This window comes from Marinobacter sp. L-46, from assembly GCF_056859535.1.
The window spans coordinates 38,179-62,928 of record NZ_JBSXOP010000049.1 but is presented as its reverse complement, the minus strand read 5'-3'; the positions used below and the strand labels follow the sequence as shown (position 1 = coordinate 62,928).

26 protein-coding genes and 1 tRNA gene are annotated in these 24,750 nt (G+C 59.1%); 14 read left to right on the top strand and 13 right to left on the bottom strand.

Annotated elements, in window-relative coordinates:
• Positions 1-130 precede the first annotated feature (130 nt).
• Together AC13DJ_RS06690 and AC13DJ_RS06685 are read left to right on the top strand one after the other, a co-directional pair.
• Positions 131-2,152 (top strand): TonB-dependent receptor domain-containing protein, encoded by a 2,022-nt coding sequence (locus AC13DJ_RS06690; protein ID WP_482934174.1) that lies wholly within the window; start codon positions 131-133, stop codon positions 2,150-2,152.
• Positions 2,153-2,162: 10 nt separating this feature from the next.
• Positions 2,163-3,029, top strand: coding sequence for an ABC transporter substrate-binding protein (locus AC13DJ_RS06685; RefSeq protein WP_474540754.1), 867 nt, complete (start codon positions 2,163-2,165; stop codon positions 3,027-3,029).
• A 73-nt stretch (positions 3,030-3,102) separates the two neighbouring features.
• On the opposite strand, the gene rhtB is transcribed toward AC13DJ_RS06685, so the two are convergent.
• Positions 3,103-3,723: a homoserine/homoserine lactone efflux protein gene (gene rhtB, locus AC13DJ_RS06680; RefSeq protein WP_474540753.1), complete on the bottom strand. Its 621-nt coding sequence runs from the start codon at positions 3,721-3,723 to the stop codon at positions 3,103-3,105.
• Positions 3,724-3,798: 75 nt separating this feature from the next.
• On the opposite strand from rhtB, the gene AC13DJ_RS06675 reads away from it, so the two are divergent.
• The 5 genes from AC13DJ_RS06675 to AC13DJ_RS06655 all read left to right on the top strand — a co-directional run bounded on the left by AC13DJ_RS06675 (position 3,799) and on the right by AC13DJ_RS06655 (position 7,173).
• On the top strand, positions 3,799-3,954 hold the full coding sequence (locus AC13DJ_RS06675; protein ID WP_022988135.1) for a hypothetical protein: 156 nt from the start codon (positions 3,799-3,801) through the stop codon (positions 3,952-3,954).
• Between the two features lie 135 nt (positions 3,955-4,089).
• Positions 4,090-4,839 (top strand): ParA family protein, encoded by a 750-nt coding sequence (locus AC13DJ_RS06670; RefSeq protein ID WP_288370874.1) that lies wholly within the window; start codon positions 4,090-4,092, stop codon positions 4,837-4,839.
• 49 nt (positions 4,840-4,888) lie between these two features.
• The gene (locus AC13DJ_RS06665; RefSeq protein WP_288370872.1) at positions 4,889-5,557 is read left to right on the top strand and encodes an alpha/beta hydrolase; all 669 of its coding nucleotides are present in this window, start codon (positions 4,889-4,891) and stop codon (positions 5,555-5,557) included.
• A gap of 35 nt (positions 5,558-5,592) precedes the next feature.
• Positions 5,593-6,789 carry an aromatic amino acid transporter gene (locus tag AC13DJ_RS06660; RefSeq protein ID WP_482934197.1) on the top strand — a complete coding sequence of 399 codons (1,197 nt, stop codon included), beginning with the start codon at positions 5,593-5,595 and terminating at the stop codon, positions 6,787-6,789.
• Between the two features lie 15 nt (positions 6,790-6,804).
• Complete coding sequence (locus AC13DJ_RS06655; RefSeq protein WP_482934196.1) at positions 6,805-7,173, top strand: redoxin family protein; 369 nt, start codon at positions 6,805-6,807, stop codon at positions 7,171-7,173.
• A gap of 78 nt (positions 7,174-7,251) precedes the next feature.
• Here AC13DJ_RS06655 and AC13DJ_RS06650 read toward each other — a convergent pair.
• The 4 genes from AC13DJ_RS06650 to AC13DJ_RS06635 all read right to left on the bottom strand — a co-directional run bounded on the left by AC13DJ_RS06650 (position 7,252) and on the right by AC13DJ_RS06635 (position 11,109).
• Positions 7,252-7,327 (bottom strand) — tRNA-Phe (locus AC13DJ_RS06650).
• 119 nt (positions 7,328-7,446) lie between these two features.
• On the bottom strand, positions 7,447-7,719 hold the full coding sequence (locus AC13DJ_RS06645; protein WP_022989269.1) for an oxidative damage protection protein: 273 nt from the start codon (positions 7,717-7,719) through the stop codon (positions 7,447-7,449).
• A 61-nt stretch (positions 7,720-7,780) separates the two neighbouring features.
• Entirely contained in the window at positions 7,781-8,845 is a 1,065-nt protein-coding gene (mutY, locus tag AC13DJ_RS06640) for an A/G-specific adenine glycosylase (RefSeq protein WP_474540059.1), read from the bottom strand.
• Complete coding sequence (locus AC13DJ_RS06635) at positions 8,842-11,109, bottom strand: AsmA family protein (protein ID WP_474540060.1); 2,268 nt, start codon at positions 11,107-11,109, stop codon at positions 8,842-8,844. The genes mutY and AC13DJ_RS06635 overlap by 4 nt, the downstream gene beginning before the upstream one ends.
• Positions 11,110-11,312: 203 nt before the next feature.
• Here AC13DJ_RS06635 and AC13DJ_RS06630 point away from each other — a divergent pair, with 203 nt between their 5' ends.
• The 5 genes from AC13DJ_RS06630 to hisF all read left to right on the top strand — a co-directional run bounded on the left by AC13DJ_RS06630 (position 11,313) and on the right by hisF (position 14,837).
• Positions 11,313-11,774, top strand: a complete 462-nt coding sequence (locus tag AC13DJ_RS06630; protein WP_482934173.1) for an SRPBCC family protein — start codon at positions 11,313-11,315, stop codon at positions 11,772-11,774.
• A gap of 106 nt (positions 11,775-11,880) precedes the next feature.
• Positions 11,881-12,474, top strand: coding sequence for an imidazoleglycerol-phosphate dehydratase HisB (hisB, locus tag AC13DJ_RS06625; RefSeq protein WP_058341748.1), 594 nt, complete (start codon positions 11,881-11,883; stop codon positions 12,472-12,474).
• A 27-nt stretch (positions 12,475-12,501) separates the two neighbouring features.
• Positions 12,502-13,140 carry an imidazole glycerol phosphate synthase subunit HisH gene (gene hisH, locus AC13DJ_RS06620; RefSeq protein WP_474540061.1) on the top strand — a complete coding sequence of 213 codons (639 nt, stop codon included), beginning with the start codon at positions 12,502-12,504 and terminating at the stop codon, positions 13,138-13,140.
• A 176-nt stretch (positions 13,141-13,316) separates the two neighbouring features.
• Positions 13,317-14,054: a 1-(5-phosphoribosyl)-5-[(5-phosphoribosylamino)methylideneamino]imidazole-4-carboxamide isomerase gene (gene hisA / locus AC13DJ_RS06615; RefSeq protein ID WP_232901280.1), complete on the top strand. Its 738-nt coding sequence runs from the start codon at positions 13,317-13,319 to the stop codon at positions 14,052-14,054.
• 9 nt (positions 14,055-14,063) lie between these two features.
• On the top strand, positions 14,064-14,837 hold the full coding sequence (gene hisF / locus AC13DJ_RS06610) for an imidazole glycerol phosphate synthase subunit HisF (protein WP_288370704.1): 774 nt from the start codon (positions 14,064-14,066) through the stop codon (positions 14,835-14,837).
• Positions 14,838-15,116: 279 nt separating this feature from the next.
• Here hisF and AC13DJ_RS06605 read toward each other — a convergent pair whose 3' ends face one another.
• The 4 genes from AC13DJ_RS06605 to gpmM form a co-directional block, all read right to left on the bottom strand.
• Entirely contained in the window at positions 15,117-15,935 is an 819-nt protein-coding gene (locus AC13DJ_RS06605) for a divergent polysaccharide deacetylase family protein (protein WP_476130856.1), read from the bottom strand.
• Positions 15,932-17,332, bottom strand: a complete 1,401-nt coding sequence (locus AC13DJ_RS06600) for a S41 family peptidase (protein WP_289102139.1) — start codon at positions 17,330-17,332, stop codon at positions 15,932-15,934. Before AC13DJ_RS06600 ends, AC13DJ_RS06605 begins: the two co-directional genes overlap by 4 nt.
• A gap of 103 nt (positions 17,333-17,435) precedes the next feature.
• Positions 17,436-18,536, bottom strand: a complete 1,101-nt coding sequence (locus AC13DJ_RS06595; protein ID WP_476130866.1) for a peptidoglycan DD-metalloendopeptidase family protein — start codon at positions 18,534-18,536, stop codon at positions 17,436-17,438.
• A 56-nt stretch (positions 18,537-18,592) separates the two neighbouring features.
• On the bottom strand, positions 18,593-20,140 hold the full coding sequence (gpmM, locus tag AC13DJ_RS06590) for a 2,3-bisphosphoglycerate-independent phosphoglycerate mutase (protein ID WP_476130854.1): 1,548 nt from the start codon (positions 20,138-20,140) through the stop codon (positions 18,593-18,595).
• 226 nt (positions 20,141-20,366) lie between these two features.
• On the opposite strand from gpmM, the gene AC13DJ_RS06585 reads away from it, so the two are divergent.
• Positions 20,367-20,783 (top strand): rhodanese-like domain-containing protein, encoded by a 417-nt coding sequence (locus AC13DJ_RS06585; protein WP_022989281.1) that lies wholly within the window; start codon positions 20,367-20,369, stop codon positions 20,781-20,783.
• A gap of 131 nt (positions 20,784-20,914) precedes the next feature.
• Positions 20,915-21,412, top strand: a complete 498-nt coding sequence (gene secB, locus AC13DJ_RS06580) for a protein-export chaperone SecB (RefSeq protein WP_022989282.1) — start codon at positions 20,915-20,917, stop codon at positions 21,410-21,412.
• 76 nt (positions 21,413-21,488) lie between these two features.
• Here secB and trmL read toward each other — a convergent pair whose 3' ends face one another.
• From trmL to AC13DJ_RS06560, 4 genes are read right to left on the bottom strand one after another with little or no spacing between them, the layout of a single operon-like run.
• Complete coding sequence (gene trmL / locus AC13DJ_RS06575) at positions 21,489-21,953, bottom strand: tRNA (uridine(34)/cytosine(34)/5-carboxymethylaminomethyluridine(34)-2'-O)-methyltransferase TrmL (RefSeq protein WP_476130851.1); 465 nt, start codon at positions 21,951-21,953, stop codon at positions 21,489-21,491.
• A gap of 5 nt (positions 21,954-21,958) precedes the next feature.
• Positions 21,959-23,137, bottom strand: a complete 1,179-nt coding sequence (locus AC13DJ_RS06570) for an acetyl-CoA C-acetyltransferase (protein ID WP_476130849.1) — start codon at positions 23,135-23,137, stop codon at positions 21,959-21,961.
• Complete coding sequence (locus AC13DJ_RS06565; protein ID WP_474544305.1) at positions 23,130-23,621, bottom strand: SDR family NAD(P)-dependent oxidoreductase; 492 nt, start codon at positions 23,619-23,621, stop codon at positions 23,130-23,132. The genes AC13DJ_RS06570 and AC13DJ_RS06565 overlap by 8 nt, the downstream gene beginning before the upstream one ends.
• 10 nt (positions 23,622-23,631) lie before the next feature.
• Entirely contained in the window at positions 23,632-24,750 is a 1,119-nt protein-coding gene (locus AC13DJ_RS06560) for a tRNA nucleotidyltransferase/poly(A) polymerase-related protein (RefSeq protein ID WP_482934172.1), read from the bottom strand.

The following is a 24,750-nucleotide window of genomic DNA, read 5'->3' as shown; positions in this document are numbered from 1 at the left end:
TGTTCCGGATACTGGAACAGATCATATCAACACCTGAACCCTTGCCTTGTGTTAATGTAGTCGCAACTAATAATGATTCGCATCTGCATGGCGAGTCAAAAGTCAACGTTGCACAACACAAGGAGCTTTCATGCGTCGTCCTCTTCTGGCCTCCGCGATCGCACTGGTGAATGCCGGAGCTGCTTTTGCCCAGCCGGCCCCGGTTGAACTTGGTGAAATTGTAGTTACAGCATCGGGGTTTGAGCAGAACATCTCCGATGCGCCGGCGAGTATTTCGGTGATCTCCAGTGATGAACTGGCCAAGAAATCCTACAAAAGCATTGTCGATGCGGTGAATAACATTCCGGGTGTGTACGTTACCGGTGGTGGTGGGGCACAGGACATCAGCATCCGGGGCATGGACGATAGCTACACGCTGTACCTGGTGGACGGTCGGCCGGTGTCTGCCGGCCGCTCGGTAAATACCAACGGCCAGGACGGTGGCAAGCAGATTGCCCTGCCGCCGATTTCAATGATCGAACGGGTGGAAGTGATCCGCGGGCCTATGTCTTCGCTCTATGGCTCTGAGGCCATGGGTGGCGTCATCAACATCATCACCCGTAAAAACCGGGGTGAGTGGGCTGGCACTGTTTCCTCCGAATACACCAAGTCCTTTAACGATGTGAGCAACGACAGCAAGCAAACCAGCCTGTTTGCCGGTGGTGCGTTGGTGGAAGGTTTGTTGAGTGCCGAGGTTAATGCGTCCTGGGCGGGTGACGATGAAAGCGATTTCGCCGGCGCCGACGATTCCGCCAGAAGTACCCCGGAAAGTAAGCGCACGATGGGCGGAGCCAAGCTGATTTTCACTCCGGATAACCAAAACGAATTTGCCCTGAGCTATGACAGCTCCCGCCTGGAAGAAACCAGCACTCCGGGCAAAAGCGTGGCCCTGGATGAAACCGGGTCAACCTACATCTACGACAAAGACGTTTACGTGCTCTCCCACGCCGGTAACTACGGTAACTGGATGACCAGGAGCTTTGTTCAGCACGATCTTTCCGAGCGGGTGCAGGACCAGACCAAGAAAGAGCAGGTGTCGATGCTGGATACCCAGGCAACACGGTTCTGGGGTGATCATGTGGTTACCGTGGGTGGCCAGTACAAGCAGGAAAAACTGACTGACGAAACCAACGGTTTGCTCACCTCCAATATCCCGGGTGCCGTGCGCAGTGTTGACCGCTGGATTGCCGCTGTTTACTCGGAAGTGGAGTGGGGCCTGACCGACGACTTCTCGGTGACCACCGGCCTGCGTTACAACGACGACGAACTGTTTGGCGGCGAGTTCTCGCCCCGGGTCTATGCGCTTTACGACCTGACGTCTGAGCTGACCCTGAAAGGCGGCGTGTCGACCGGCTATCGCCAGCCCGGACTGGCGGATGTCACGGAAGGGTTTGGCCGTGGCACCGGTGGCGCTGGCTCGCCTGCACCTCACCCGCGAGCACTGATTATTGGCAACCCGGATCTCGATCCGGAATCCAGCATCAGTTATGAAGCCGGCCTGGTCTTCGACAGCCGGGCCATGGGCCTGAATGCGAGCGTGATGCTGTTCCAGACCGATTTCAAAGACAAGATTGCGGAAGATCGCTTCTGCGAATCCCCGAACGGTGACGGGGATGATCCGGGCACCTGGACCTGTAGTTTTCAGGGTAATGACTATCTGTTCCTGAGTACCCGGGCCAACATCGACGAAGCCGAAATGCGCGGTATCGAGCTGACGCTCGACTACGACCTGACCGATGCGGTAACCCTCAGTTCCAGCTACACCTACACCGATTCTGAGCAGAAAACCGGTGATTTCAAGGGGGAGCCCCTGAACAAGGTTCCCGAACACATGGCCAACGCCAACCTGGACTGGCAGGCAAGCGGCCGGCTGAACCTGTGGTTCCAGACTAACTATCGTGGCGAAACCAGTGACTTCCTTGGCCGCAGAGATATGGAGAGCGGAACGCCGGGTTACACGCTGATGGATGTGGGCTTGTTGTACAGGCTGACGGATACCGCCCGGGTAACAGCGGGTCTGTACAACCTCGCCGATAAAGAAATTACCAACGATGACTATGGCGTGGTGCTGGACGGCCGCCGCCTGAACCTTGGCCTTGCGGTCGACTTCTAAGGAGAATTGCATGAACTCACTGAAACTCACCCTGACCGGAGCCCTGGCAGGCCTCACGCTCGCGGGTTGCGCAACCACCACTTCGGTCACCGGCCCGACCGTGGTCAGCTATGACCACGGTGCCCTGGACACCCTGCTGGAGCTGGGTTTGGAAGATAAGGTCCTGGCCATTCCCAAGCAGGGGCTGCCGGACTACCTGGCTGATCTTGGGGCCAAACTGCCAGATGCCGGCAGCCTGAAAGAACCTGACCAGAAGCTGCTGGCAGACCTGCAGCCGGGGCTTGTGCTGATGACCGGTCGTCAGGGCGCTGAAGCACAGGTTTCGGCAGCAAAGGTTGCCCCCGTGCGCGATGTAACTCTGGCCACAGGCGACTTTCGTGATGCGGTAAGCGCCAATGTTATCAGCCTGGCGAGTTACTATGGCCTTGAAGAAACCGCCGAGCTCAAGCTTGGCGAACTCTGGCAGCATGTAGGTGAACAGAAAGCGGAATTGGCCGATGCCGGCACAGTGACCGTGGTTACCCACAACGCTGGCAACTTCTCGCTGCGCCAGGAAGCAGTGGTTTACCAGATGCTGGAACTGACGCCGGCAACGGTACCGGCCAGCGTGCAGCCGGTGGTGCGGGGTGAGCGCACGTTCTATCCGGTGAAGGCCGAGACACTGGCCGAAATGGCGCCGGATACGTTGCTGGTGGTGGACCGCAGCGCCGCCATTGGTGCCGAACCGCTGAAGCCGGAAATACTGGAAGCCGCCATGGCTGATGCCGGCGCCGACACCGATGTTGTGGTGCTGAACCCGGGCCTCTGGTATCTCTCTGGCGGTGGCCTGCAGAGTGTGCGCCTGCAGGTGGATGAGGTGGTTAACGCGGTGCGTTAATGTCCGTGCCTTAAAACAAAAAGGCCCCCTGGAGAGATCCGGCGGGCCTTTTTTGTTCGAAGAAACGCTGCCTTCAGGCCCGTTTGAAACTCGCGAGCGCGACCGCTGCTGTTACGAACAGCCCGCCGAACACCCTGTTCATTTGCCGCTGGCGTTTCGGCGTGGTCATAAACCGGAACAGCTGGCTGGCGAGCAGAGCGTAGCCCGCCATCACCAGTATATCGACCAGGATGAGGGTTGCCCCCATGGTGGCCAACTGCTGCCCATGGGCCGCGCCGGCCACCAGAAACTGCGGGAACAGGGCAATCAGGAAAATCGTGGCTTTCGGGTTGGTGAGGTTCACCAGTGCGCCATTCCAGAACTGCTGGCGGGGACTGAATCCGGACAGGTCTGCGCGGGAGGCCTCCACCGGTTGCTCCCGCCATTTCTGGATACCCAGCCAGATCAGATAAGCCACGCCAATCCACTTGATGACCATAAGTGCTGTATTGGATGAAGCCACAATGGCGCCCAGGCCTGCGCCCACCAGCACAATCTGTACGCCATATCCGAACTGCTGGCCGGCAATGGTTGGTAAAGACTTACGAACACCATAACGCAGGCCGCTGCTCATGGAGTTGACCGCGCCGGCACCCGGAGAAACACTGATCAGAAGGGCTGCGACCAGAAATGTGAGCCACACAGTGAGTGTCATTGCTTACGCTCGCGAAATTCAGGGAAGTGATATAATACGCGCCGTTAGAACCGAGCCAAACGAGGAGATACCGAGATGGCCAGAAAAAAGGCGAAAGCCACACAGCACAGTGCCGTGCAGCGGGAACTGAGAACACCAAAATACCAGATGCGCGTGGTTGAAGACAAAACCAGGTACAAGCGCAGCCGGGACAAAAGTGTGCGGATGGAGGGCTTCCGCAAAGCTGCGTGAGCGTGGTTTTACGAAAGCCTTCCTTTCTGCCTGCCGGCTCCGGCGAGAACTGTCATAAAAGCTTCACAGTTGCTGTCTTGGTGCCTGTTACCCTGTAATGTTTGGTAACAACGGATACAGCAGGAGCTCCCGTCCATGAGAATCATCGCCTTCTACAGCCCCAAGGGTGGCGTAGGCAAAACCGCCGCCGCAGTGAACACCGCTTATCTCGCCAGCCGCGCCAACATCAGCACACTGCTTTGGGATCTCGACCCACAAGGGGCTGCCAGTTTTTACCTGGCGGGTGCGGAGGTCGTCAAAGGCCGTAAGCTGTCCAAGCTGTTAGAAGGCAAATCCCCCATTGCCCGCTTTATCCACGAAGACGTCTACCCCAATCTCGACTTTATCCCCGCCCACAGCAGCTTTCGCAACTTCGATATCAAGCTTGAGCACGAGGAAGGGCACAACGTCCTGAAAGACCTGCTGGCTCCGCTGTCTGAAGACACCAGTCTGGTGGTTCTGGACTGCCCGCCGACACTCTCGCGCTTGACCGAACAGGTGCTGGAAATGGCCGATAAGGTATATGTGCCAATGGTGCCTACCTGGTTGTCCCTCAACAGCTGGAACCAGTTACGGGAGTTTGTGAAAGACAAAAAGCTGGGTAACAAGAAACTCCGGCCGTTTTTCTCCATGGTCGACCGTCGCAAGAACCTGCACCGGGAGATACTGGGTCAGTCTGCGGAGTTGCTTGGCGCGCCGGTCAATGTGGCTGTTCCCTACGCAAGTGTTGTCGAGCGAATGGGAGAAGAGGGCAAGCCGCTGGAGCTTCTGGCATCGAATACGCCAGCGGCGGCGGAGTTTCGAAAGCTTTGGGAGAGTGTTCGAAAGGATCTTTGGGCTCGCTGACGCGGAAAATGTTAAAGTCGCCGGTCTTTCCCTGATATCCGGAGGCCCGATGACCGCCCTGAACACCCTGCAAATCGACACCGGCGACAACCCCGAAACCACCATCATCTGGTTGCACGGCCTGGGCGCCAGCGGCCACGATTTCGAGCCGGTGGTTCCGGAGTTCCGGTTTTCCCGCGAGAAGCCGGTACGTTTCATCTTCCCCCACGCCCCCGAGCTGCCGGTAACCATCAACGGTGGTTACGTGATGCCAGCTTGGTACGACATCCTCGCCATGGACGTAGACCGAAAGGTGGATGCCGAACAACTGCGGGCCTCGGCGGCGATGGTGGCAGAGCTGATCCGGCAGGAGCGGGAGCGTGGCATTGCCAGCGAGAACATCATCCTTGGCGGCTTCTCGCAGGGCGGTACGGTGGCCTATGAGCTGGCACTGAGCTATCCCGAGCGACTAGGTGGCCTGTTCGCCCTCTCCACCTATTTTGCCACCGCTGATTCTATCGGGCTGAGCGAGGCCAATCGCCAGCTTCCCGTCTTTATTGCCCACGGCCGGTTTGATCAGGTTGTTGCGGAACATCTTGGGCAGACGGCTCAGCAGAAACTGCAGGAGCTGGGGTACGAGCCGGAGTATCACGCCTATGGGATGGAGCACAGCCTTTGCCTGGAAGAGGTTCGGAATCTGGATGTGTTTCTGGCCAAGCGGGTGGCGGGCGCAAAGTGACAGACCAGCCGGTTTCCAGATGATCTCCTTCACTCATCGGCGGCGCCAGCATCATCGCCAGCGTCTGCGTGGGCGCGGGTATGCTTGGCCTGCCAAGTTCCGGCGCCGGTGCATGGACGCTGTGGTCCAGCTTTGCGCTGATTCTCACCATGGTGGTGATGACGCTGTCCGGCTGGATGCTGCTGGAAGCCCTGAAGCATTATGACCTGAGGGCGTCGTTTAATACGGTCACCAAGTCAATGCTGGGGCCGCGGGTGAATATCTTCAGTAACCTGATGGTCTACTTTGTCGGCGGCATTCTGCTCTATGCCTACATTACATCGTCCGGACTGATCATCCAGGGCGTGACTGGAGTCAGCAGCAAGCTGGCGTCTGTGGCCTTTGTGGCGGTGTTTTCTCTGGTGGTGTGGCACTCCACCCGGGCGGTGGACCGGCTTTCGGTGGTGCTGGTTACCTTCATGCTGCTGAGCTTTGTGTTGGGTGTATCCGGCCTCGCATCACGGATTGATTTCAGTGTGTTGTTCGACACCGTCAACCAGCATGGCCACTACGCACCCTACGCGCTGGCCATGTTGCCGGTGGCTCTCACCTCTTTCGGTTACCACCACTCGGTTGCTTCCCTGCGAGCCTATTATGGGGAGGAGCGGAAGGCGCAGAAGGCTATTCTCGGCGGCACCTCCATTGCCTTGCTGTTTTACATCGCCTGGCTGGTGAGCATCTTCGGCAATCTGCCAAGGGCTGACTTCGGGCCCGTTGTCGCCCGGGGCGGCGATGTCGACGTGCTGCTGGCGGCCCTGGGGTTTGCCATAGACTCCGAGCGGGTGGCCAATACCATCAGCGCCTTCTCTGCGGCGGCGATTCTGTCGTCCTTTGTGGGCGTGGGGCTGGGGACATTCGATTTCATGGCCGACCTCTTCGGTTTCGAAAACGACCGAAAGGGCCGCACCAAAACCTGGGCAATCACCTTCATCCCGCCGCTGCTGCTCTCTCTGCTGGCACCCTTCGGCTTTGTCCTGGCCATCGGCTATGCCGGCGCAGCCGCTGCTGTCTGGGCCTGTATCATCCCGGCCCTGCTGGCCTGGAAATCAAGAACACTTCAAGGTGGTAAAACAGGCTTTATGGCTCCAGGCGGGAAAGCGGCAATTGTACTGGTGCTGGTGTTCGGAGTGGTGACGGTGATGTTCCACTTTATGGGGCTGGCGGGGTGGTTGCCGGTGGCGCAGTTGGGGTGAGGGGCGTAGCCTTCAATACTTTTCGGGGTGCCAGGAGCTTTCACTCCGGGTTGTTCAGCAACTCACCTGCCTGGCTTCGTTGTCAATGCAGACAAGATAAAGGCGACAGGCGTCGATGCCATCGTTTGTACGGCGGTCAATGATGCCTTCGTGATGGATGCCTGGGGTAAGTCGCAGAACGCCGGGGAGATTATTATGGCGGGTGATGGCAACGCTGAGTTCGCTAAGGCGATCGGACTGGAGCTGGATCTGACTGAGCGTGGATTGGGCGTGCGCAGCAAGCGCTACGCGATGATCGTCAACGACGGCAAGGTTGAGCTGCTCAATATCGATACCACGGGTATTGATGCTAGCAGTGCGGAAACCATTCTGGCCGCCCTTTGAGTTTGGCTCGCCGGTGAGGTCGTAATCTCCCAGAAACGACTTAGCCCGCTAAGAAGCGGGCTAAGTCATTGAATCTTATGGTGCCCGGAGGCGGAATCGAACCACCGACACGGGGATTTTCAATCCCCTGCTCTACCAACTGAGCTATCCGGGCGTGTTGAGCTATGTGCTGCAACGGGGCGCTATTAAACCGGTTTAGGGTTGGGGAGTCAAGGCCACTCCGCAAAAATTTTCCGAAACTTTTCCCGGTTGTTCAGGCCTTGATCGGTTCGTTCATTTTTCCGGCGGAACGAAGCCTTCTGCCTGGTCGAATGGCTCGTTGTTGAAGAAGCGTTCCATCTGGGCCTGCAGGTATTTCCGGTTGTTCGGGTCCATCATGCTCAGGTGCTTTTCGTTGATCAGCATGGTTTGCTGGTTCTGCCATTCTTCCCAGGCGACTTTCGACACGTTGTCGAAGATCTCCTGGCCTTTGGGACCGGGCATGGGGGGCATGGCTAGGCCTTCCATCTCTTTCTGGTACTTGCGGCAGAATACAGTGCGGCTCATGTCGGCTCCTGTCGGCTCCTGTGTTGGTGGACTGAGCGAATGATAACAGATCGCCGGGTGCTCAGAGCAGGGTGGTTTGTTCCGGCTCGGTGAGCAGGGTGCGGATGGGGGCGGGCAGGCCTAGGGTTAAGGCCTGGTCCCGGTGCACCCAACGCCGGCTGCCGGTGTCTGCCACTTGGGTGCCGCCAGTTACCGGCAACCGTGCTGGCTGTATGTGCAGGTGATAATGGCTGAAGGTGTGCCGGAAGCCACTGATCAGTTCCGGGTCGCTGCAGGCCAGCCCCAGCTTCGTTTCGCAGGCTTCCTGCAGTTCCTCTGCGCCGTAGGCCGGGTCCAGTTCCGGCAGGCTCCACAAACCACCCCAGATGCCGCTGGGCGGGCGTCGTTCCAGCAGAATGCGGCCTTCGTTATCTTCCAGGATCAGCATCCAGGTGGTCTTTTCCGGTTTCTCTTTCTTCGGCTTGGAGCCCGGGTAGAGTTTGGTTTCGTTTCGGGCATAGGCCTGGCAGCCGTTGTTCACCGGGCAACTTTCACAGGCGGGTTTGCTGCGGGTGCACACCATGGCGCCCAGGTCCATGATGCCCTGGGTGTAGTCGCGCACGCGCTCATCCGGCGTGTGTTGCTCGGCATGCTGCCAGAGCTGTTTCAGTACCGGGGTTTGCCCCGGCCAGCCGGGTACTGCGTGGTAACGGGCCAGAACGCGCTTTACGTTGCCGTCCAGGATAGCGGCCCGCTTGCCGAAAGCCTGGGCAATAATGGCCGCAGCGGTGGAGCGGCCGATGCCGGTCAGGGTTTCCAGTGTTTCCTGGTCTTGCGGGAACTCGCCGCCATGCTCGTCCACCACCTGTTTGGCTGCCTTGTGCAGGTTACGGGCGCGGGCGTAGTAACCCAGGCCAGACCAGTGGCTGAGCACGTCGTCTACCGGTGCCGCAGCCAGTGCCTGCACATCCGGAAAACTGGCCATGAAGGCCTCGAAGTAGGGGATAACAGTAGCTACCTGGGTCTGCTGGAGCATGATCTCCGACACCCAGACCCGGTAAGCATTGCGGTTATGGTGCCACGGCAGGTTGTGCCTGCCGTGGTTGTCGTACCAGTTCAGTAGCCGGTCGGCGAAGCTGTCGGTCATTGGCCAAACAGGCCTTTGAGGGCATCTTTCACTTTGCCGCCTTCTTCACCGAGTTTCTCCTGAAGCTTTTCGTTTACCTTGTCTTCGGCTTTCTGTTTGGCTTCGTCTACTTTTTCGGTCGCCTTGGCCTTGGCCCGGTCGATTTCTTCCTGGGCCTTGGCGCGGGCTGCGTTGGCTGCGATGTCTTTGATGGTGTCGCGGAAGCGGGAACCGTCGAACGAACACAGGCCGGCCGGGTCTTCGCTGAAGTTGCCGCGGCACTCCACGGGGATAACCACGTTCTCAACGTACTCGGTCACCCGGCAGGCTTCGTCGCGGTGGATTTCACCAACAATGCGCAGGCCCAGTTCGTAGTCCAGGTTGGTCTGCTCAAGGTCAACCGTGCCGTTGCCTTCAAGGCGCATGCCGGCCAGGGCCGCAACCAGGTCGGTGTTGTTCAGGGTGTTGCCGTCAATCTTCAGGGTGCCACGCATGTCGTTGAACGGAGTGGTGGTGCCCCAGTCTGTGGTGGTCAGGGAGTCCTGGTTCACCAGGGCAATGCCCTGACAGGCCATGCGGGTTAGGTTCATTTTGCGGAACTGCCCTTCGGCCAGGTTGAAGCTGATGTCGCCCTTGGCATTGTTGCGCAGGGCAGAGATGCGGTTGCCGTTGGTGTTTACTGCCAGTTTCAGGTTGGCGCCGCCAGAGAGCATGTCGACCTCGGCCAACTGGGTCAGTAGTGGTAGCGTCTGCACGTTGCTGACGTCGGAGCGAATGTTCCACTTGGGATTGTCGCTGCGGGCGTCGATGGTCACGTTGGCGCCGAAGCTGCCCTCGTAAAGCTTGCCGCTGAACTCATCCACTTTCAGCAGGCCGCCTTTGGCGGTGGTGCTGGCTTTGATTTCGTTGATGGTCAGGTTGCTGACAATCAGTTCGCCCAGGCCGAAGTCGATGTCCAGCAGCAGGGTGCGCAGGGTTTCCAGTGGCAGCAGGTCATTTTCCGGTTGGCTGGCTGCGGCGGTTTGCTGTGCAGGGCTATCAGATTCAGCGGCTGTCTCACTGGCAGCGGCTTCACCCTCTTCCGGCGTGGGTGGCAGGTAGCGGTCGGCATTGAGTTTGTCGCCGTTCAGGTCAAACACCAGCCCACCGGTGCCGAGGTTGTAGCTGCCGCCACCGTTGAAGGTGGTGTCGTCCAGGGTGATTTTCAGGTTGCTCAGGGCAACGGTGCCCGGCTCGCCGCCCAGATTGGTGGACAGCGCGATGGCTTTCAATACGTCCGGATCTTCCGTCTCAATTGCGGGCTGGCCGAGGTTGCTCAGTAGCTGTTTCAGCGAAAACTCGGAAATGGCCAGCTTGCCATCAAGGGCAGGCTTATCGCCGAAGCCTTTCACATTCAGGTCCGTGCTCAGGCTCAGGTTAGCCAGGCTGGCGGTGAAGCCGCTCAGGGTGGCGGTTTCGTTCTCCAGGTTGGCAGCCAGTGAGCCACCAAGCTCGGCAGTGACCGATTTGCCCCCGAACGGCTCGCCGTTCATGTCAAAAACGGCTTTCAGGCCGGACATGGCAAATTCGTTGAGGGCCTGGTTGGCTTTCAGCTGTGCGCTGATGCTGCCGTCTACCGCAAACTGCGGCTGGCTGGTTTCAACCTTGAAACTGATGTCCAGGGGGAACTCGGAACCCAGGGTGATGTTGCTGGCGGTCACCGTGAAGTCTTCCAGGGTTACGGCCTGGCCGGTGCTCTTGTCGTTGTAGTGAACACTGGCATTGCTGATTTCCACGTTCTCTACGTTGAAGTTCAGGGCTTCGCCGCCGGTTTCTTCTGCGGTGTCAGCGGTTTCTGTCGGCGCCGGTTCGGTGCCGGCAGCGTCCGTTGCAGGCGCTTCCGAGCCATCTGCGCTCTTCTCCGGCATAATCCGCGCCCAGTTGCCTTCGCCTTGCTCGTTCACTTCCAGCCGCGCGTCCAGGCCGTTCAGCAGGAAGGTGTTCACCTGCGGCGACATGGCAATCAGTGACCAGAAATCGATCCTGGCAATCATCTGTTCCAGTGCTACGAAGCGTTCGCCTTCCAGTGTTGCCTCAACCTGGTTCAGCTCCAGCCCCAGCGGAATGAAAGACCAGCCGATGTCACCTTCAAGCTGTAACTGAAGGTTGGTGTTCTTCTCGACTGCGGCTTCAATCTGGGGCTTGTAATCGTTCGGGTTGATCACGGCGACGGCAATGGCGACCGCTGCAACCGCCAGTACAATAAGGGCGATAACAGCATAGAGCACATAGCGAACAGCTTTCATGGCGAGTTCCTTTTCTTTCCGGCAGGGTGGATTGCTGCCGTATTACGAATGAATTACCCAAAGGATAACGCAGGGTTAGCAAATTAACAGTGCAGGAATATGACAATGCGTTAGTCTTGGGTCAAAATACACCCCGTTAAAACCGGGGTTGTCCCGGTGTGCGCAAACAAGCATACGCAAATAAGCATAAAAAGGAGTCGGCTGTGGCCATTACTGTATCGATTGAGCTGAACCGGGAACTCGAGATTCCGGCAGGCTATGATGACGTCTTCGATCTTCTGGCAGACGTTCCCCGTTCTGTCAGCCACTTCCCGAAAGTTGACAAGCTGGTTGATCTTGGTGGCAATGCCTACCGCTGGGAAATGGAAAAGGTGGGTGTTGATAAGCACGCCATCCAGACCGTATACGCCTGCACCTACCACCCGGATAAAGAGGCCGGAAAAATCACCTGGGATCCGGTAAAAGGCGAGGGCAATGCCGAAGTCAGCGGCGCCTGGACCATCACCGCCAACGGTGACAACGCCACCAATGTGCGCTTCCAGACCAGTGCCCAGCTGACCGTCCCCCTACCCAGCCTTCTCAAGCTGGCTATCAGCCCGGTGATCAAGCACGAGTTCAATAGCCTGGTAGACACCTACATGGCTAACCTGAAGAAAGCGTTCTGAGCTATCAGGGCGATTGATCCGGTTGCGGGACTCCGGCTGTGTTAACGGGTATAATCTGCGAATCTGATTTTTACAGTAGCAAGCCTGTTTTCTAGACGGAGTCTCCATGGCTGAACGCAAGGCTCGGGTAGAGCGAAATACCCTTGAAACCCAGATTACCGTCGAGATCAATCTCGATGGCACCGGCAAAGCCTGCTTTGACACCGGTGTGCCCTTCCTTGACCACATGATGGACCAGATTGCCCGCCACGGCCTGGTAGACCTGGACATCACCTGTAAGGGCGACCTCCACATCGACGACCACCACACCGTCGAAGACATCGGCATCACCCTCGGTCAGGCCTTCAAGCAAGCCGTGGGCGACAAAAAAGGCATCCGCCGTTACGGTCACGCCTACGTGCCCCTGGACGAAGCCCTGTCCCGCGTGGTGATCGACCTCTCCGGCCGCCCAGGTTTGCTCATGGACGTACCCTACACCCGCGCCAGCGTCGGCGGGTTTGATGTGGACCTGTTCGCAGAGTTTTTCCAGGGCTTCGTGAACCACTCCATGGTGACCCTGCACATCGACAACCTGAAGGGCAAGAACACCCACCACCAGATCGAAACCGTGTTCAAAGCCTTCGGCCGCGCACTGCGTATGGCGATTGAAATGGACGAGCGCATGGCGGGCATCACCCCGTCCACGAAAGGCGCTCTGTAACCGGTCACAGATAGGAACAGAACCACCATGAAGACCGTCGCCATCATCGACTACGGCATGGGTAACCTGCACTCCGCCCGCAAAGCCGTAGAGCACGTGGCCCCGGACTGCACCGTACTGGTCACAGACGACGCCGCCAAAATCCGCGAAGCCGACCGGGTAATCCTGCCCGGCGTCGGCGCCATCCGCGATTGCATGGCCGAAATGCACCGCCTGGGTGTGGTTGAACTTGTTAAAGAAGTCTCCCAGGACCGCCCGTTTCTCGGCATCTGCGTCGGCATGCAGGCCCTGATGGCCCGCAGCGAAGAAAACGGCGGCGTGGAAGGCATCGGCCTGTTCCCGTCCAAAGTCCGCTACTTCGGCGACAACCTCACCGAAAACGGCGAACGCCTGAAAGTGCCCCACATGGGCTGGAACCAGGTCTACCAAACCGCAGACCACCCGCTCTGGCACAACATCCCGGACGGCGACCGTTTCTACTTCGTGCACAGCTACTACGCCGAAGCCGACGGCAACGCCGACATGGCCGGCCGCACCCGTTACGGTGTCGACCTGGCGGCAGCGGTGGCAAGAGACAACATCTTTGCAGTGCAGTTCCACCCGGAAAAAAGCGCCCGGGCGGGCCTGCAGTTGCTGGAAAACTTTACGAACTGGACTGGAAAGTAAGCGGGCAAGCACTTAATAGCGCTCTGGAGCAGGGAGGCCTATCAGGGACTGTCTGCAGCAGGGATGCTGCAGTCAAGCGTACAGGGATGTATTCACAGCGTGTCCCTGATAGGCCTCCCTGCTCCAGAGTGCGAGCGCCAAACTCCTTGCCCGACTTTCTGAATAGGAAGAACAAAATGCTGATTATCCCCGCTATCGACCTGAAAGACGGCAAATGCGTAAGACTGCGCCAGGGCCGCATGGAAGACTCCACCGTATTCGGTGACGACCCCGTCGACATGGCCACCAAATGGGTCGATGCCGGCGCCCGCCGCCTGCATCTGGTCGACCTTAACGGCGCCTTCGCCGGCGAACCGGTAAATGGTGAAATCGTAAAGGCGATTGCAGTCAAATACCCGAATCTGCCCATCCAGATCGGCGGCGGCATCCGCTCCGCGGAAACCATCGAAGCCTACCTCAAGGCCGGCGTGCAGTGGGTCATCATCGGCACCAAGGCCGTCAAAGAGCCTGAATTCGTCACGCAAATGTGCAAAGAATTCCCCGGCCACATCATCGTCGGCCTGGACGCCAAAGACGGCCGCGTAGCCACCGACGGCTGGGCTGAAGTCTCTGAAGTCATGGCCGTAGACCTGGCCAAGCGCTTCGCCAACGACGGCGTATCCTCCATTGTGTACACCGACATCGCCCGCGATGGCATGATGCAGGGCGTTAACGTGGAAGCCACCGCCAAGCTGGCAGAAGAGGGCGGTATCCCCGTAATTGCCTCCGGCGGCGTCACCAACATGGACGACCTCAAGCGCCTGGCCACCGTCGCCGACAAAGGCGTCATCGGTGCCATCACCGGCCGTGCCATCTACGAAGGCACCCTGGATGTAGCCGAAGCGCAAGCCTACTGCGACAGCCTGCAAAACTGAGGACAGATCATGGCACTGGCAAAACGCATCATCCCCTGCCTGGACGTCGACAAAGGCCGTGTGGTCAAAGGAGTCAACTTCGTGGACATCCGCGATGCCGGCGATCCTGTTGAAGTGGCCCGCCGCTACAACGAGCAGGGCGCAGACGAAATCACCTTTCTGGATATCACTGCAAGCAGCGAAAGCCGCGACACTACATACGAAACCGTAGAACGCATGGCGGCGGAAGTGTTTATCCCGCTGACCGTGGGCGGTGGCGTGCGCACCGTAGAGGATATTCGCAAGCTGCTGAATGCCGGCGCCGATAAGGTGTCCATCAACACCGCGGCGGTCTTCAACCCGGAATTCGTGAAAGAAGCAGCGGAACGATTCGGTCGCCAGTGCATTGTGGTAGCCATCGATGCCAAGCAGGTAAGCGCAGAAGGCGAAGAGCCCCGCTGGGAAATCTTCACCCACGGTGGCCGTAAGCCTACCGGTCTGGATGCCGTGGAATGGGCGAAGAAGATGGTGGACATGGGCGCCGGCGAACTGCTGCTGACCAGCATGGACCGCGACGGCACCAAGATAGGCTTCGACCTGGGCCTGACCCGCGCCATCAGCGATGCCGTGGCTGTACCGGTAATTGCCTCAGGTGGGGTGGGCGAGCTGCAGCACCTGGCGGATGGCGTCACCAAGGGTGGTGCCGATGCGGTACTGGCGGCCTCCATCTTCCACTTCGGCCAGCATACCATTCCCGAAGCCAAGGCCTTTATGAAGGCTCAGGGTATAGAAGTTCGGGACTGAAAAGGCTGTTCCGCCACGGAATCCACGGAAGGACACGGAAAAAAGAAAAGATTTAACGATTTTTTGCCACGAAATCCACGAAAAAACACGAAATAAAGATTAGTGATTTTTGCCACGGACACTCACGGAATCACACGGACAACAAAAAGGCGGTCTTGATCTTTTGTCCGTGAGCGTCAGTGAGTGTCCGTGGCCCAAAAGCATTTAATTCTTTCGTGTTCTTTAGTGGATTTCGTGGCAAATCATCTTTTCTTTTTCCGTGTCCTTCCGTGGCAAAAACTAGTCCTTATCACTCCGCGCCACAGACAACACCACCGGCTGTTTCTCCCCCTCCGCAAACATCTCCCGGTTGCCATTACGCATGGCCCACACGCCCCGCACGGTGGCAATGGCAATGCCCTGCTCATCCAGCGTGGGTAAGTGCTTTTCCAGGTAGTCCACCGTCACTTTGTGAGGATGGCCTATGCCAATGGCCGTGCCCTTTTCCTTTGCGGTCTTGATCAACTCCTGGAACTGCCGGTCCACAAACTCCTCGGTCTGTTCGTGGTCCAGGAACACATCGCGGGTCAGGCTGGGGATTTTGTGGGCGTCGGCTACGGCGCCGGCGATGGAGTTGGCGATGGTGCGGCTGTCTACGAAGTACAGCGGGTATTTGTTGAGCTCTTTCATCACCCAGTCCATGGGTTGGAGCTGCTGGGTCAGCAGGCTGCCCATGTGGTTGTTCACGCCCACTACGTGGGGGATGGACTGCAGGGAGCGCCGCAGGGTGGTGGCCATGGTGCCTTCGTCCATGTCCGGGGTCAGGCCACCGGGGCCAAGCCCGAAGTTGCGGGTGTTGGCCATGGGCGCGTGCAGCATGATTTCTTTCTGTTTCTTGTGGGCCAGCTTGGCCAGCGGCACGGTGTGGCGCCGGAAAGGCAGGAACGCCAGCGTCAGCGGTTGTTCCATCCGGGCCAGGCGTTCACCTTCGTGAAGGTTGTGGCCCATGTCATCAATGATGATGGCGATGGTGGGCGGCTGGTGCTCTGCCGGCTGGGCGGCCACAAAAGGGCTCAGCGCCAGTAGCATTACCCGGAGCAGGGTCGTTCTGAGTTTCACTGATCTTTGCCCTGCTGGCCGCTGTCGTCCTTGCGGTTAAGAATGCGCATGCCTTTGAGCAGGTTCAGTGCTGAACGCAGCTGGTAGTCCCGGTTGGCGGCAGACTGTTCGGTTTCTGCCTGCTGTTCACGCTGTTCCTTGGCTTTTTCTTCGTTCTCGCCGGTCAGGTGGCCGGTCAGGTCTGCCTCTGTGAAGAACGGGCGGCTGTCCAGCTCGGTCAGCTCGGCCGGGCGCACCTCGATATCGGGCTTGATTCCGGTAGCCTGAATGGAGCGGCCGTCCGGGGTGAAGTAGCGGGCCGTGGTCATCTTGATGGCATGGGTTTCATCCAGCGGGATGACTGTTTGCACGCTGCCTTTGCCGAAGGACTGGGTGCCCATGATCACTGCACGTTCGTGATCCTGCAGGGCGCCGGCCAGGATTTCGGAAGCCGAGGCGGAGCCGCCGTTGATCAGCACCACAATCGGTGTGTCGGCCATCACATCGCCCGGCTTGGCGCTGAAGCGCAGTCTTGAACTCTGGATACGCCCCTCGGTGTAGACAATCAGGCCTTCATCAATCAGCGCATCGGCGGTTTCTACGGCAGCCTGAAGCACGCCGCCCGGGTTGTTGCGAAGGTCGATCACCAGGCCGTCCAGGTCGCTGCCATGCTCATCTTTCAGATCGTTCAGGGCTTTGAGGAACTGTTTACCGGTTTCCGCCTGGAACTGGGTAATGCGCACATAGCCGTAACCGTTTTCAATCATCCGGGATTTGATGCTGGTTACCTTGATGATATCGCGGGTTACATCAATCTCGATCGGCGCGGTTTCGCCTTCGCGCATGATGGTCAGCGTGAGTACCGAGCCGGGCTTGCCGCGCATCAGGTTGACGGCTTCTTCCAGCGACATGCCCTTCACCGGTTTTTCATCCAGCTTGATAATCAGGTCGCCGGCCTGCACGCCCGCCTTCTGGGCCGGGGTGTCGTCGATGGGGGAAATGACTTTCACAAAGCCGTTTTCCATGCCCACTTCAATGCCCAGGCCACCAAACTCGCCGGAGGTGCTTTCTTCCAGCTCTTCGTAGTCTTTCGGGGCCAGGTAGGTGGAGTGCGGGTCCAGGTCTGAGAGCATGCCCTTGATGGCGCTTTCCAGCAGCTCGCTGTCGGAAACTTCTTCTACGTAGGCGTCTTTGATGCGGGCGAACACTTCAGTGAACTTGCGCAGGTCTTCCAGCGGCAGTTGTTCTTCCGGGTCCGGCAGTTTCAGTTCTACCCGCTCGCCGTCCTGGATACCTTCGATGATGTCCCGGCTTTGGGCATCCTGGGCCAGGGCGAGTCCGGGCAGGGTAAACAAACAGGTCGCAAGGGTAAGGCTGCGAAGTTGTGAGATCTGGAGTTTGCCGGTGACTCGTTTCATCCACATATCCTGTTTTGTTTCCAATAGTTGGACTAATTTCTTGATTTCGACAGTATGGCGTTCGCGGCGCCGTTTGTCAGCCCTTTGCGTCGGGGGACAAAACTCAGGGCTTGCCCAGCCAGCGGCGGGGGTTGACCGGCTTTCCGTTCTGGCGAACTTCGAAGTAGACCGCCGGGTCTTCGGTGCCTCCGGTGCGGCCGGAAAGGGCAATGGTTTCACCGGCCTGAACCCAGTCGCCGGGTGCGGTGAACAGGCTGCTGCTATGGCCGTACAGGGTCATGTAGCCATCGCCGTGATCGATAATGGTCATCAGCCCGAAACCCCGCAACCAGTTGGCGAAGACCACGCGGCCATAGTGTACGGCGGTGACTTCCGCGTTTTCTGCCGTGTTCATGATCAGGCCGCTGCGGCGCAATTTGCCGTCAGCATAGGCGGCGCCGTAGTTGGTGACCACGCGGCCCTTGGCGGGCCAGGGCAGTTTGTCCCGCAGTGACTTGAACGGGCGGGATTCGTTGGGAGAGGGGATGTTGGCGATGGCCTGCTGCACTTCTTCCAGCAGCTGCTCAAGGCGTTTGCGGTCAGTTTCCAGGTCGTCCCGCTCACTGCGACGGCTGCGGATGTCCTGTTTCAGGGCGGCCAGGGTTTGTTCCCGCTCGGCTTTGCTTTGCGTCAGTTGCTGCTGGCGTTGTTCCAGGTCTGCTTCGGTCTTTGCCAGTTCCACCCGCGATGCCTGCACCGCGGCCCGGGCCTGTTTCAACTCCTGAAGGCTCTTTTGGAAGGCTTGAAGACGCTCGACGGTGTCGTTGCTGAGGTATTCGTAGTAGGTGAGGGTTCGGGCAATCTGGCCCGGTTCTATTTCGTTCAGCAGGATTTTCAGGGCCGGGGCGTCGCCTTCCATCCAGGCGGCGCGAATCTGCGTTTTCAGGCCTTCCCGTTGTGATTCAAGGGTGTCGGCCAACTGGCGTTCCTGCGTTCGCAGTTCATCCAGGCGCTGTTGTTGCTGATCGGCTTTCTCGCGCAGTTCCCGGCGCTCACGGGTCAGCTGGCTGATTCTTTGCTCGGTACGGGCCAGTTGCTGCTCCAGGCTGGAGCGGTCTTTCTCGGCATCTTTCAGCCATTCGTCAATGCTGGCAATGCGCTTTTTCAGCGCCTCCACCTGTTCGGGGGTTACGTCATCCCGGGCATGCAGTGGCGTGGCTCCCAGAACGAGAGCCAGCGCCAGTGCGAGGACATACTTCAAGGTATCTGCCTTAAGCCGGATCAGTTGATCTCGGCCAGGCTGTGCCCGGACATTTCCTGAGGTTGCTGCAGCCCCATCAGTGTCAGCAGGGTGGGTGCGATATCGCACAGGCTGCCGTCGTCTTTAAGGTTGACGTTGCGATGGCCGGTATAAACCAGCGGCACCGGTCCAATGGTGTGGGAGGTGTGAACCTGGCCGGATTTCGGGTCCGTCATCTGCTCGCAGTTGCCGTGGTCGGCGGTGATCAGGGCTTCGCCGCCTACTTCGTCCAGCGCTTCCACAACTCGCTGTACGCACTGGTCCAGACACTCGGCGGCCTTGACGGCAGCGTCCATCTTACCGGTATGGCCAACCATGTCGCCGTTGGCGTAGTTGCACACGATCAGGTCGTATTTGCCGCTCTTGATGGCTTCTACCAGCTTGTCGGTTACTTCCGGCGCGCTCATTTCCGGCTGCAGGTCGTAGGTGGCTACTTTGGGGGAGGGCACCAGAATACGGTCTTCGCCTTCAAACGGGGTTTCCAGGCCGCCATTGAAGAAGAAGGTCACGTGGGCGTACTTCTCGGTTTCGGCAATGCGCAGCTGGGTCTTGCCTTGGCTGGCCATGTATTCGCCAAGGCCGTTGGCCAGTTGCTCGGGCGGATAGGCGCAGGAGGTTTTGATGTCTGCGGCGTATTCGGTGAGCATCACGAAATCGGCCAGTTCCGGGTGCTTGCGGCGATCGAAGCCGTCGAACTCCGGCTCCACGAAGGTGCGGGTCATTTCCCGGGCGCGGTCGGCACGGAAGTTCATGAACAGCACGGAATCGCCATCGTTGATGGTGCCTTCTGGCTGGCCTTCGGCGCGGATGTGGGTAGCTTTTACAAACTCGTCGTTCTCGCCACGCTCGTAGGCCTGGTCCAGTGCGGTTACCGGGTCGTCACAGGTGAACTCGGCTTCGCCCAGGGTCATGGCGTTATAGGCGGCTTCTACGCGGTCCCAGCGGTTGTCCCGGTCCATGGCGAAGTAGCGGCCAACAATGGTGGCTACCCGGCCTACGCCCAGGCTCTTCATCCTGGCGGCGGCTTTTTCCAGGGACGGGCGGGCGCTGCGCGGGGGCATGTCGCGGCCGTCCAGGAAGGCGTGGATATAGACTTCCTTGGCGCCACGGGCTGCGGCCAGTTCCGCTGCTGCCAGCATATGGTCTTCGTGGCTGTGAACGCCGCCCGGAGACAGCAGGCCCATGATGTGCACGGCCTTGTTATTCGCCACGGCTTTGTCGATGGCGTTGCACAGGGCTTCGTTCTTCTGGAACAGGCCGTCTTCCAGGTCTTTGTCGATACGGGTCAGGCTCTGGTACACCACCCGGCCGGCGCCGAGGTTCATGTGGCCTACTTCCGAGTTACCCATCTGGCCCTGCGGCAGGCCTACAAACATGCCTGAAGTGTTGATGAGGGTCTTCGGCTGATTCTGCCAGAGCTTGTCCCAGAATGGAGTGCGGGCGTTGGAGATGGCGTTGTCTGCAGCCGGGTCACGGTGGCCCCAGCCGTCGAGAATAATCAGTGCAGTGGGCTTGCGCGTGTCGGTCATCATGTCGTCCGGTTGGTTGCGAAAACAGATTGCAAGGGAATCGTGGTAAAAGTGGGGCAGATTGTAACCGTTTTTATTTGTGCAGGCCACGCGCGCAGCGCCAAGGCTTTGCATGGCCCTGATGCACTGTTGCTATATAAGGAGGCCCCTGGCGCGTGCCACTTGCCTTCTTTGAGCCGTCAGGGGTGTGTATAATCCCGCCAAATCAAATTTTCAGGGTAGTTTCATGGATCGCTTGTTCGAATTCGTTGTTAACCACTACATTCTGGTTTCTGTTTTTGTGGCGCTGCTGCTGGCGCTTCTGGTGCTGGAGTCGCGCCGTGGTGGTGCCAAGATTTCCGCCCAGGGTGCGGTGTCTCTGATCAACAAAGACGAAGCCGTAGTGGTGGATATCCGTGACCGCAAAGACTTCGGCGAAGGTCGTATTACCGGTTCCCTGAACATTCCCCTCAGTGGCATCAAGGGCCGTGCCAACGAGCTGAGCAAGCACAAAGACAAGCAGATTATCGTGGTCGACAAGATGGGCCAGCACTCTGCAATGGCGGTCAAGTACCTGAAGGAAGAAGGCTTTACCAACGTGGTGCGCCTGAACGGTGGTATCGCCGACTGGAAAGCCAGCAACCTTCCGCTGGTGAAAAAGTAACAGGGCTTGATCTGATTGCCGATCTGAAGCACTGTTTCACATTACCTGCCGGGGCCTGTGTTTAGACTGTTCCGGCACACGTGACTATAACAACGGGCTGCGCCCGACCTACGAAAACGAAAGGACTGATCATGGCTGAGAACCAGCAAGCCGCAGGCAACGAAAACCAGAACCAACCCCAGTTCGCCCTTCAGCGCATCTATGTGAAGGACCTGTCTTTTGAATCACCCAACTCGCCGCTGGTATTCCAGGAGCAGTGGAAGCCGCAGGTGAACCTGGACCTGAACACCGCCCACAACAAGCTCAGCGACAACCAGTACGAAGTGGTTCTGTCCCTGACGGTTACCGCCAAGGTAGGTGAGAAGGTCGCCTATATTGTTGAAATCCAGCAGGCGGGCGTGTTCCTGGTAGCCGGTATTGAAGGTGCCCAGCTGGGCCAGATGCTCGGCGCCTACTGCCCGAACATCCTGTTCCCGTACGCCCGCGAGGCCATCGACGCCACCGTTAACCGTGGCAGCTTCCCGGCACTGATGCTGGCGCCGGTGAACTTCGATGCGATCTACGCCCAGGCGCTCAAGCGCAAGCAGGAAGAAGCCGCAGGCGAAGCGAAGGAAGAGCAGACGCACTGATTGCTGCAGTCGTTCTTCGAAGCATAAAAAAACCGGCCAACGCCGGTTTTTTTATGCCTGTAAACTTTTGACTGCACTACACCGCCCCGGGAAAACCCAGCTGGCGCCAGGCTTCATAAACCACCAGTGCGGTGGTGTTGGAGAGGTTCAGGCTGCGGCTTTGTGGTTGCATGGGCACCCGCAGCCGGTGCTCCGGTGGCAGGGCTTCCCGCACATCAACAGGCAGGCCCCGGGTTTCCGGGCCGAACATCAGGTAGTCACCATCCTCGAAGGCCACTTCGTGGTACTGCCTTGAACCCTTGGTGGTGAGACCGAACAACCGGGCTGGCTGTTCGGTTTCCAGGAAGCTGGCGTAATCCGGGTGGATCTTTACCGTGGCGTACTCGCTGTAATCCAGCCCGGCCCGGCGCATCTGCTTGTCCTCCAGGGAGAAGCCCAAAGGTTCAATCAGGTGCAGCTGGCAGCCGGTGTTGGCGCAGAGCCGGATGATGTTGCCAGTATTTGGCGGTATCTGCGGCTCATAGAGTACAACGTGCAGCACGTGGCTTAGCGTTCCACGGCCAGGGCTACACCCATGCCACCACCAATGCACAGGGTGGCCAGGCCTTTCTTGGCGTCGCGGCGTGCCATTTCGTGCAGCAGGCTGACCAGGATACGACAGCCGGAAGCGCCAATCGGGTGGCCGATGGCAATGGCGCCGCCATTCACGTTCACCTTGTCGGTATCCCAGCCCATATCCCGGTTTACAGAGATCGCCTGGGCTGCGAAGGCTTCGTTGGCTTCAACCAGGTCGAGGTCTGCGGCGCTCCAGCCGGCCCGCTCCAGGCAACGCTGGCTGGCGGGAATGGGGCCGGTGCCCATGATGGTGGGGTCTACACCTGCATTGGCGTGGGCCTTGATGGTGGCGAGCGGAGTCAGGCCCAGCTCCCGGGCTTTATCGGCACTGCACACCAGAACAGCAGCAGCGCCATCGTTCAGGGATGACGCGTTGCCCGCGGTTACCGAGCCGTCTTTCTTGAAGGCCGGGCGCAGTTTGGCCAGGCTGTCACTGGTAACGCCATCGCGGGGGCATTCGTCTTTGGCGACCACAATCGGGTCGCCCTTACGCTGGGGAATGCTGACTGGAACGATCTGGCCGTCAAAGTAGCCGGCGTTCTGGGCCGCGACCGCCTTTTGCTGGGAGGCGGCGGCAAAGGCGTCCTGCTCTTCACGGCTGATGCCGTACTTCTCAACAATGTTCTCGGCGGTGATACCCATGTGGTAATCGTTGAAGGCATCCCACAGGCCGTCGTTCACCATGGTGTCGATCATGCTCCAGTTACCCATGCGCTGGCCGTTACGGCTGTTGGGGAGCACGTGCGGGGCCTGGCTCATGCTTTCCTGGCCGCCGGCAATCACCACTTCAGCGTCGCCACACTGGATGCTCTGCACGGCCATATGAACGGCCTTCAGGCCGGAGCCACACACCTTGTTGATGGTGATGGCCGGTACCGAACTGGGCAGGCCAGCGTTGATGGCCGCCTGGCGGGCCGGGTTCTGTCCGCAACCGGCGGTGAGCACCTGGCCGAGAATGACCTCACCCACCTGCTCGCCGGCGATGCCGGTTTCTTCCATCAGGGCCTTGATTACGGCAGTACCGAGCTGGTCGGCACGCAGGCTGGACAAGCCACCACCAAAACTGCCGACAGCGGTACGTTTTGCGGCAACGATCACGACATCACGCATGGGAAATCTCCGTTGTAGTGGGCAGGCTCGGAACAGGCCCGCCTCGTTTGAAATAGATGGCGGGCATTGTAGCGGTAAAGCGTCGGGGCGCCAAAGCCACCATGGTCGGGTGGCAGTGCTGGAGCAGGAAGAAGGGGGCTTTCAGGTTGGCGCCCATAATCCCCTGCCAGTCGTCCTCGGTGGCGTTTTCCGTGGGGTTGGGGTAGAACACCGACGCGTTGTTCACCAGTCCGTCCAGCCGCTGCCAGTGGTTGCAGGCGGTTTTTGCCAGACGGGCGAGGTCTTCCGGGTTGGTCAGGTCGGCCTGCACCGAAGTGGCGGAGTCTGCCCGTTCCCGGTTCAGTTTGTCGATCAGTTGCCGGGCCTGTTCCTGCCGGCTGCGGTAATGGATGACCACATTCCAGCCCCGGCCATGGAGGGTTTCGGCAGTGTGGGCGCCCAGGCGGTGGGCAGCACCGGTGATCAGAACAACGGGAGCAGCCATAACGACGTCCTCAGGATGATGGATTCAATACCCGGGCGATACGCGCCAGCCGCTCGTTCCGGATTGCTTCGCCCAGCTCTTTGCCCTTGAAGCCCTGTTTCAGCAGGTTCTGCGGATTTACACCGGTAGCTTCTCCTGCAGCGGTGCGCAGGTGTTCCAGAATGCTTTGTTGTGCCTGCGGCAGCGTGCAGGCCAATGTGTCGAGCAGGGCATCGAAGCGTTCGCTGCGGCGCCACAGATCTGCGGTATCCAGCAGTTCCAGGATCTCTTCTGCAGAAAGGCTGTCTGCAGGGTGTCGGGACAGTTCGGCCATAAACCGACACGTCAGCCGGCTCATATCCCGGCAATCATTGGGGCTTTTCATGGCCTTCGCCCGGGTAATGATCTGTTCTTCAGGTACGGCACCCAGAAGGGCGGCAAAGCGCTGGGCGGTGTTGCCCTGCTGGTGGTGAATGCACGACAGTGCCTTAACGCCGGCCCGGAACACGGTTGCATCCTCCAGCTCCGGAATCAGTACCGCCAGGGCTCCGAGTTCCCGAAGAACCTCGAAAAATACGGTGGGCGCATTTTCATGCAGGGCCCGCTGGATTTCCTGCCACACCCGTTCCGGTACCAGGTGTTCCAGTTCGCCATCGGCAATCATCTGGCGCATCAGGGTCATGGTTTCAGGACAGATGCTGAAGCCCAGCGGATGCAGGCGGGCGGCAAAACGGGCGGTGCGGAGAATGCGAAGGGGGTCTTCGGCAAAGGCTTCGGACACATGGCGCAGGGTTTTGTGTTCAAGATCGGCATGGCCGTCGAACGGGTCCACCAGCTGGCCGTCTTCGGTTTGCGCCATGGCGTTGATGGTCAGGTCCCGGCGCTTGAGGTCTTCTTCCAGGGTAACGTCCGGCGCGCTGTACACGGAAAAGCCGTGGTAGCCGCGGCCCTGTTTGCGCTCGGTGCGGGCCAGGGCATATTCCTCGCCGGTTTTCGGGTGCAGGAACACCGGGAAGTCGGCACCTACCTGCTTGAAGCCCCGCGCCTTCATCTGCTCCGGTGTGGCGCCAACCACCACCCAGTCCCGGTCTTTGACCTTCAGGCCCAAAAGTTGGTCACGAACGGCGCCGCCTACCAGATAGGTTTGCAT

Excerpts from the sequence above, each read along its gene's own strand:
- AC13DJ_RS06690 (WP_482934174.1), top strand. The coding sequence starts at position 131 with ATGCGTCGTCCTCTTCTGGCCTCCGCGATCGCACTGGTGAATGCCGGA.
- AC13DJ_RS06685 (WP_474540754.1), top strand. The coding sequence starts at position 2,163 with ATGAACTCACTGAAACTCACCCTGACCGGAGCCCTGGCAGGCCTCACG.
- rhtB (WP_474540753.1), bottom strand. The coding sequence starts at position 3,723 with ATGACACTCACTGTGTGGCTCACATTTCTGGTCGCAGCCCTTCTGATC.
- AC13DJ_RS06675 (WP_022988135.1), top strand. The coding sequence starts at position 3,799 with ATGGCCAGAAAAAAGGCGAAAGCCACACAGCACAGTGCCGTGCAGCGG.
- AC13DJ_RS06670 (WP_288370874.1), top strand. The coding sequence starts at position 4,090 with ATGAGAATCATCGCCTTCTACAGCCCCAAGGGTGGCGTAGGCAAAACC.
- AC13DJ_RS06665 (WP_288370872.1), top strand. The coding sequence starts at position 4,889 with ATGACCGCCCTGAACACCCTGCAAATCGACACCGGCGACAACCCCGAA.
- AC13DJ_RS06645 (WP_022989269.1), bottom strand. The coding sequence starts at position 7,719 with ATGAGCCGCACTGTATTCTGCCGCAAGTACCAGAAAGAGATGGAAGGC.
- mutY (WP_474540059.1), bottom strand. The coding sequence starts at position 8,845 with ATGACCGACAGCTTCGCCGACCGGCTACTGAACTGGTACGACAACCAC.
- AC13DJ_RS06635 (WP_474540060.1), bottom strand. The coding sequence starts at position 11,109 with ATGAAAGCTGTTCGCTATGTGCTCTATGCTGTTATCGCCCTTATTGTA.
- hisB (WP_058341748.1), top strand. The coding sequence starts at position 11,881 with ATGGCTGAACGCAAGGCTCGGGTAGAGCGAAATACCCTTGAAACCCAG.
- hisH (WP_474540061.1), top strand. The coding sequence starts at position 12,502 with ATGAAGACCGTCGCCATCATCGACTACGGCATGGGTAACCTGCACTCC.
- hisA (WP_232901280.1), top strand. The coding sequence starts at position 13,317 with ATGCTGATTATCCCCGCTATCGACCTGAAAGACGGCAAATGCGTAAGA.
- hisF (WP_288370704.1), top strand. The coding sequence starts at position 14,064 with ATGGCACTGGCAAAACGCATCATCCCCTGCCTGGACGTCGACAAAGGC.
- AC13DJ_RS06600 (WP_289102139.1), bottom strand. The coding sequence starts at position 17,332 with ATGAAACGAGTCACCGGCAAACTCCAGATCTCACAACTTCGCAGCCTT.
- gpmM (WP_476130854.1), bottom strand. The coding sequence starts at position 20,140 with ATGACCGACACGCGCAAGCCCACTGCACTGATTATTCTCGACGGCTGG.
- AC13DJ_RS06585 (WP_022989281.1), top strand. The coding sequence starts at position 20,367 with ATGGATCGCTTGTTCGAATTCGTTGTTAACCACTACATTCTGGTTTCT.
- secB (WP_022989282.1), top strand. The coding sequence starts at position 20,915 with ATGGCTGAGAACCAGCAAGCCGCAGGCAACGAAAACCAGAACCAACCC.
- AC13DJ_RS06570 (WP_476130849.1), bottom strand. The coding sequence starts at position 23,137 with ATGCGTGATGTCGTGATCGTTGCCGCAAAACGTACCGCTGTCGGCAGT.
- AC13DJ_RS06565 (WP_474544305.1), bottom strand. The coding sequence starts at position 23,621 with ATGGCTGCTCCCGTTGTTCTGATCACCGGTGCTGCCCACCGCCTGGGC.
- AC13DJ_RS06560 (WP_482934172.1), bottom strand. The coding sequence starts at position 24,750 with ATGCAAACCTATCTGGTAGGCGGCGCCGTTCGTGACCAACTTTTGGGC.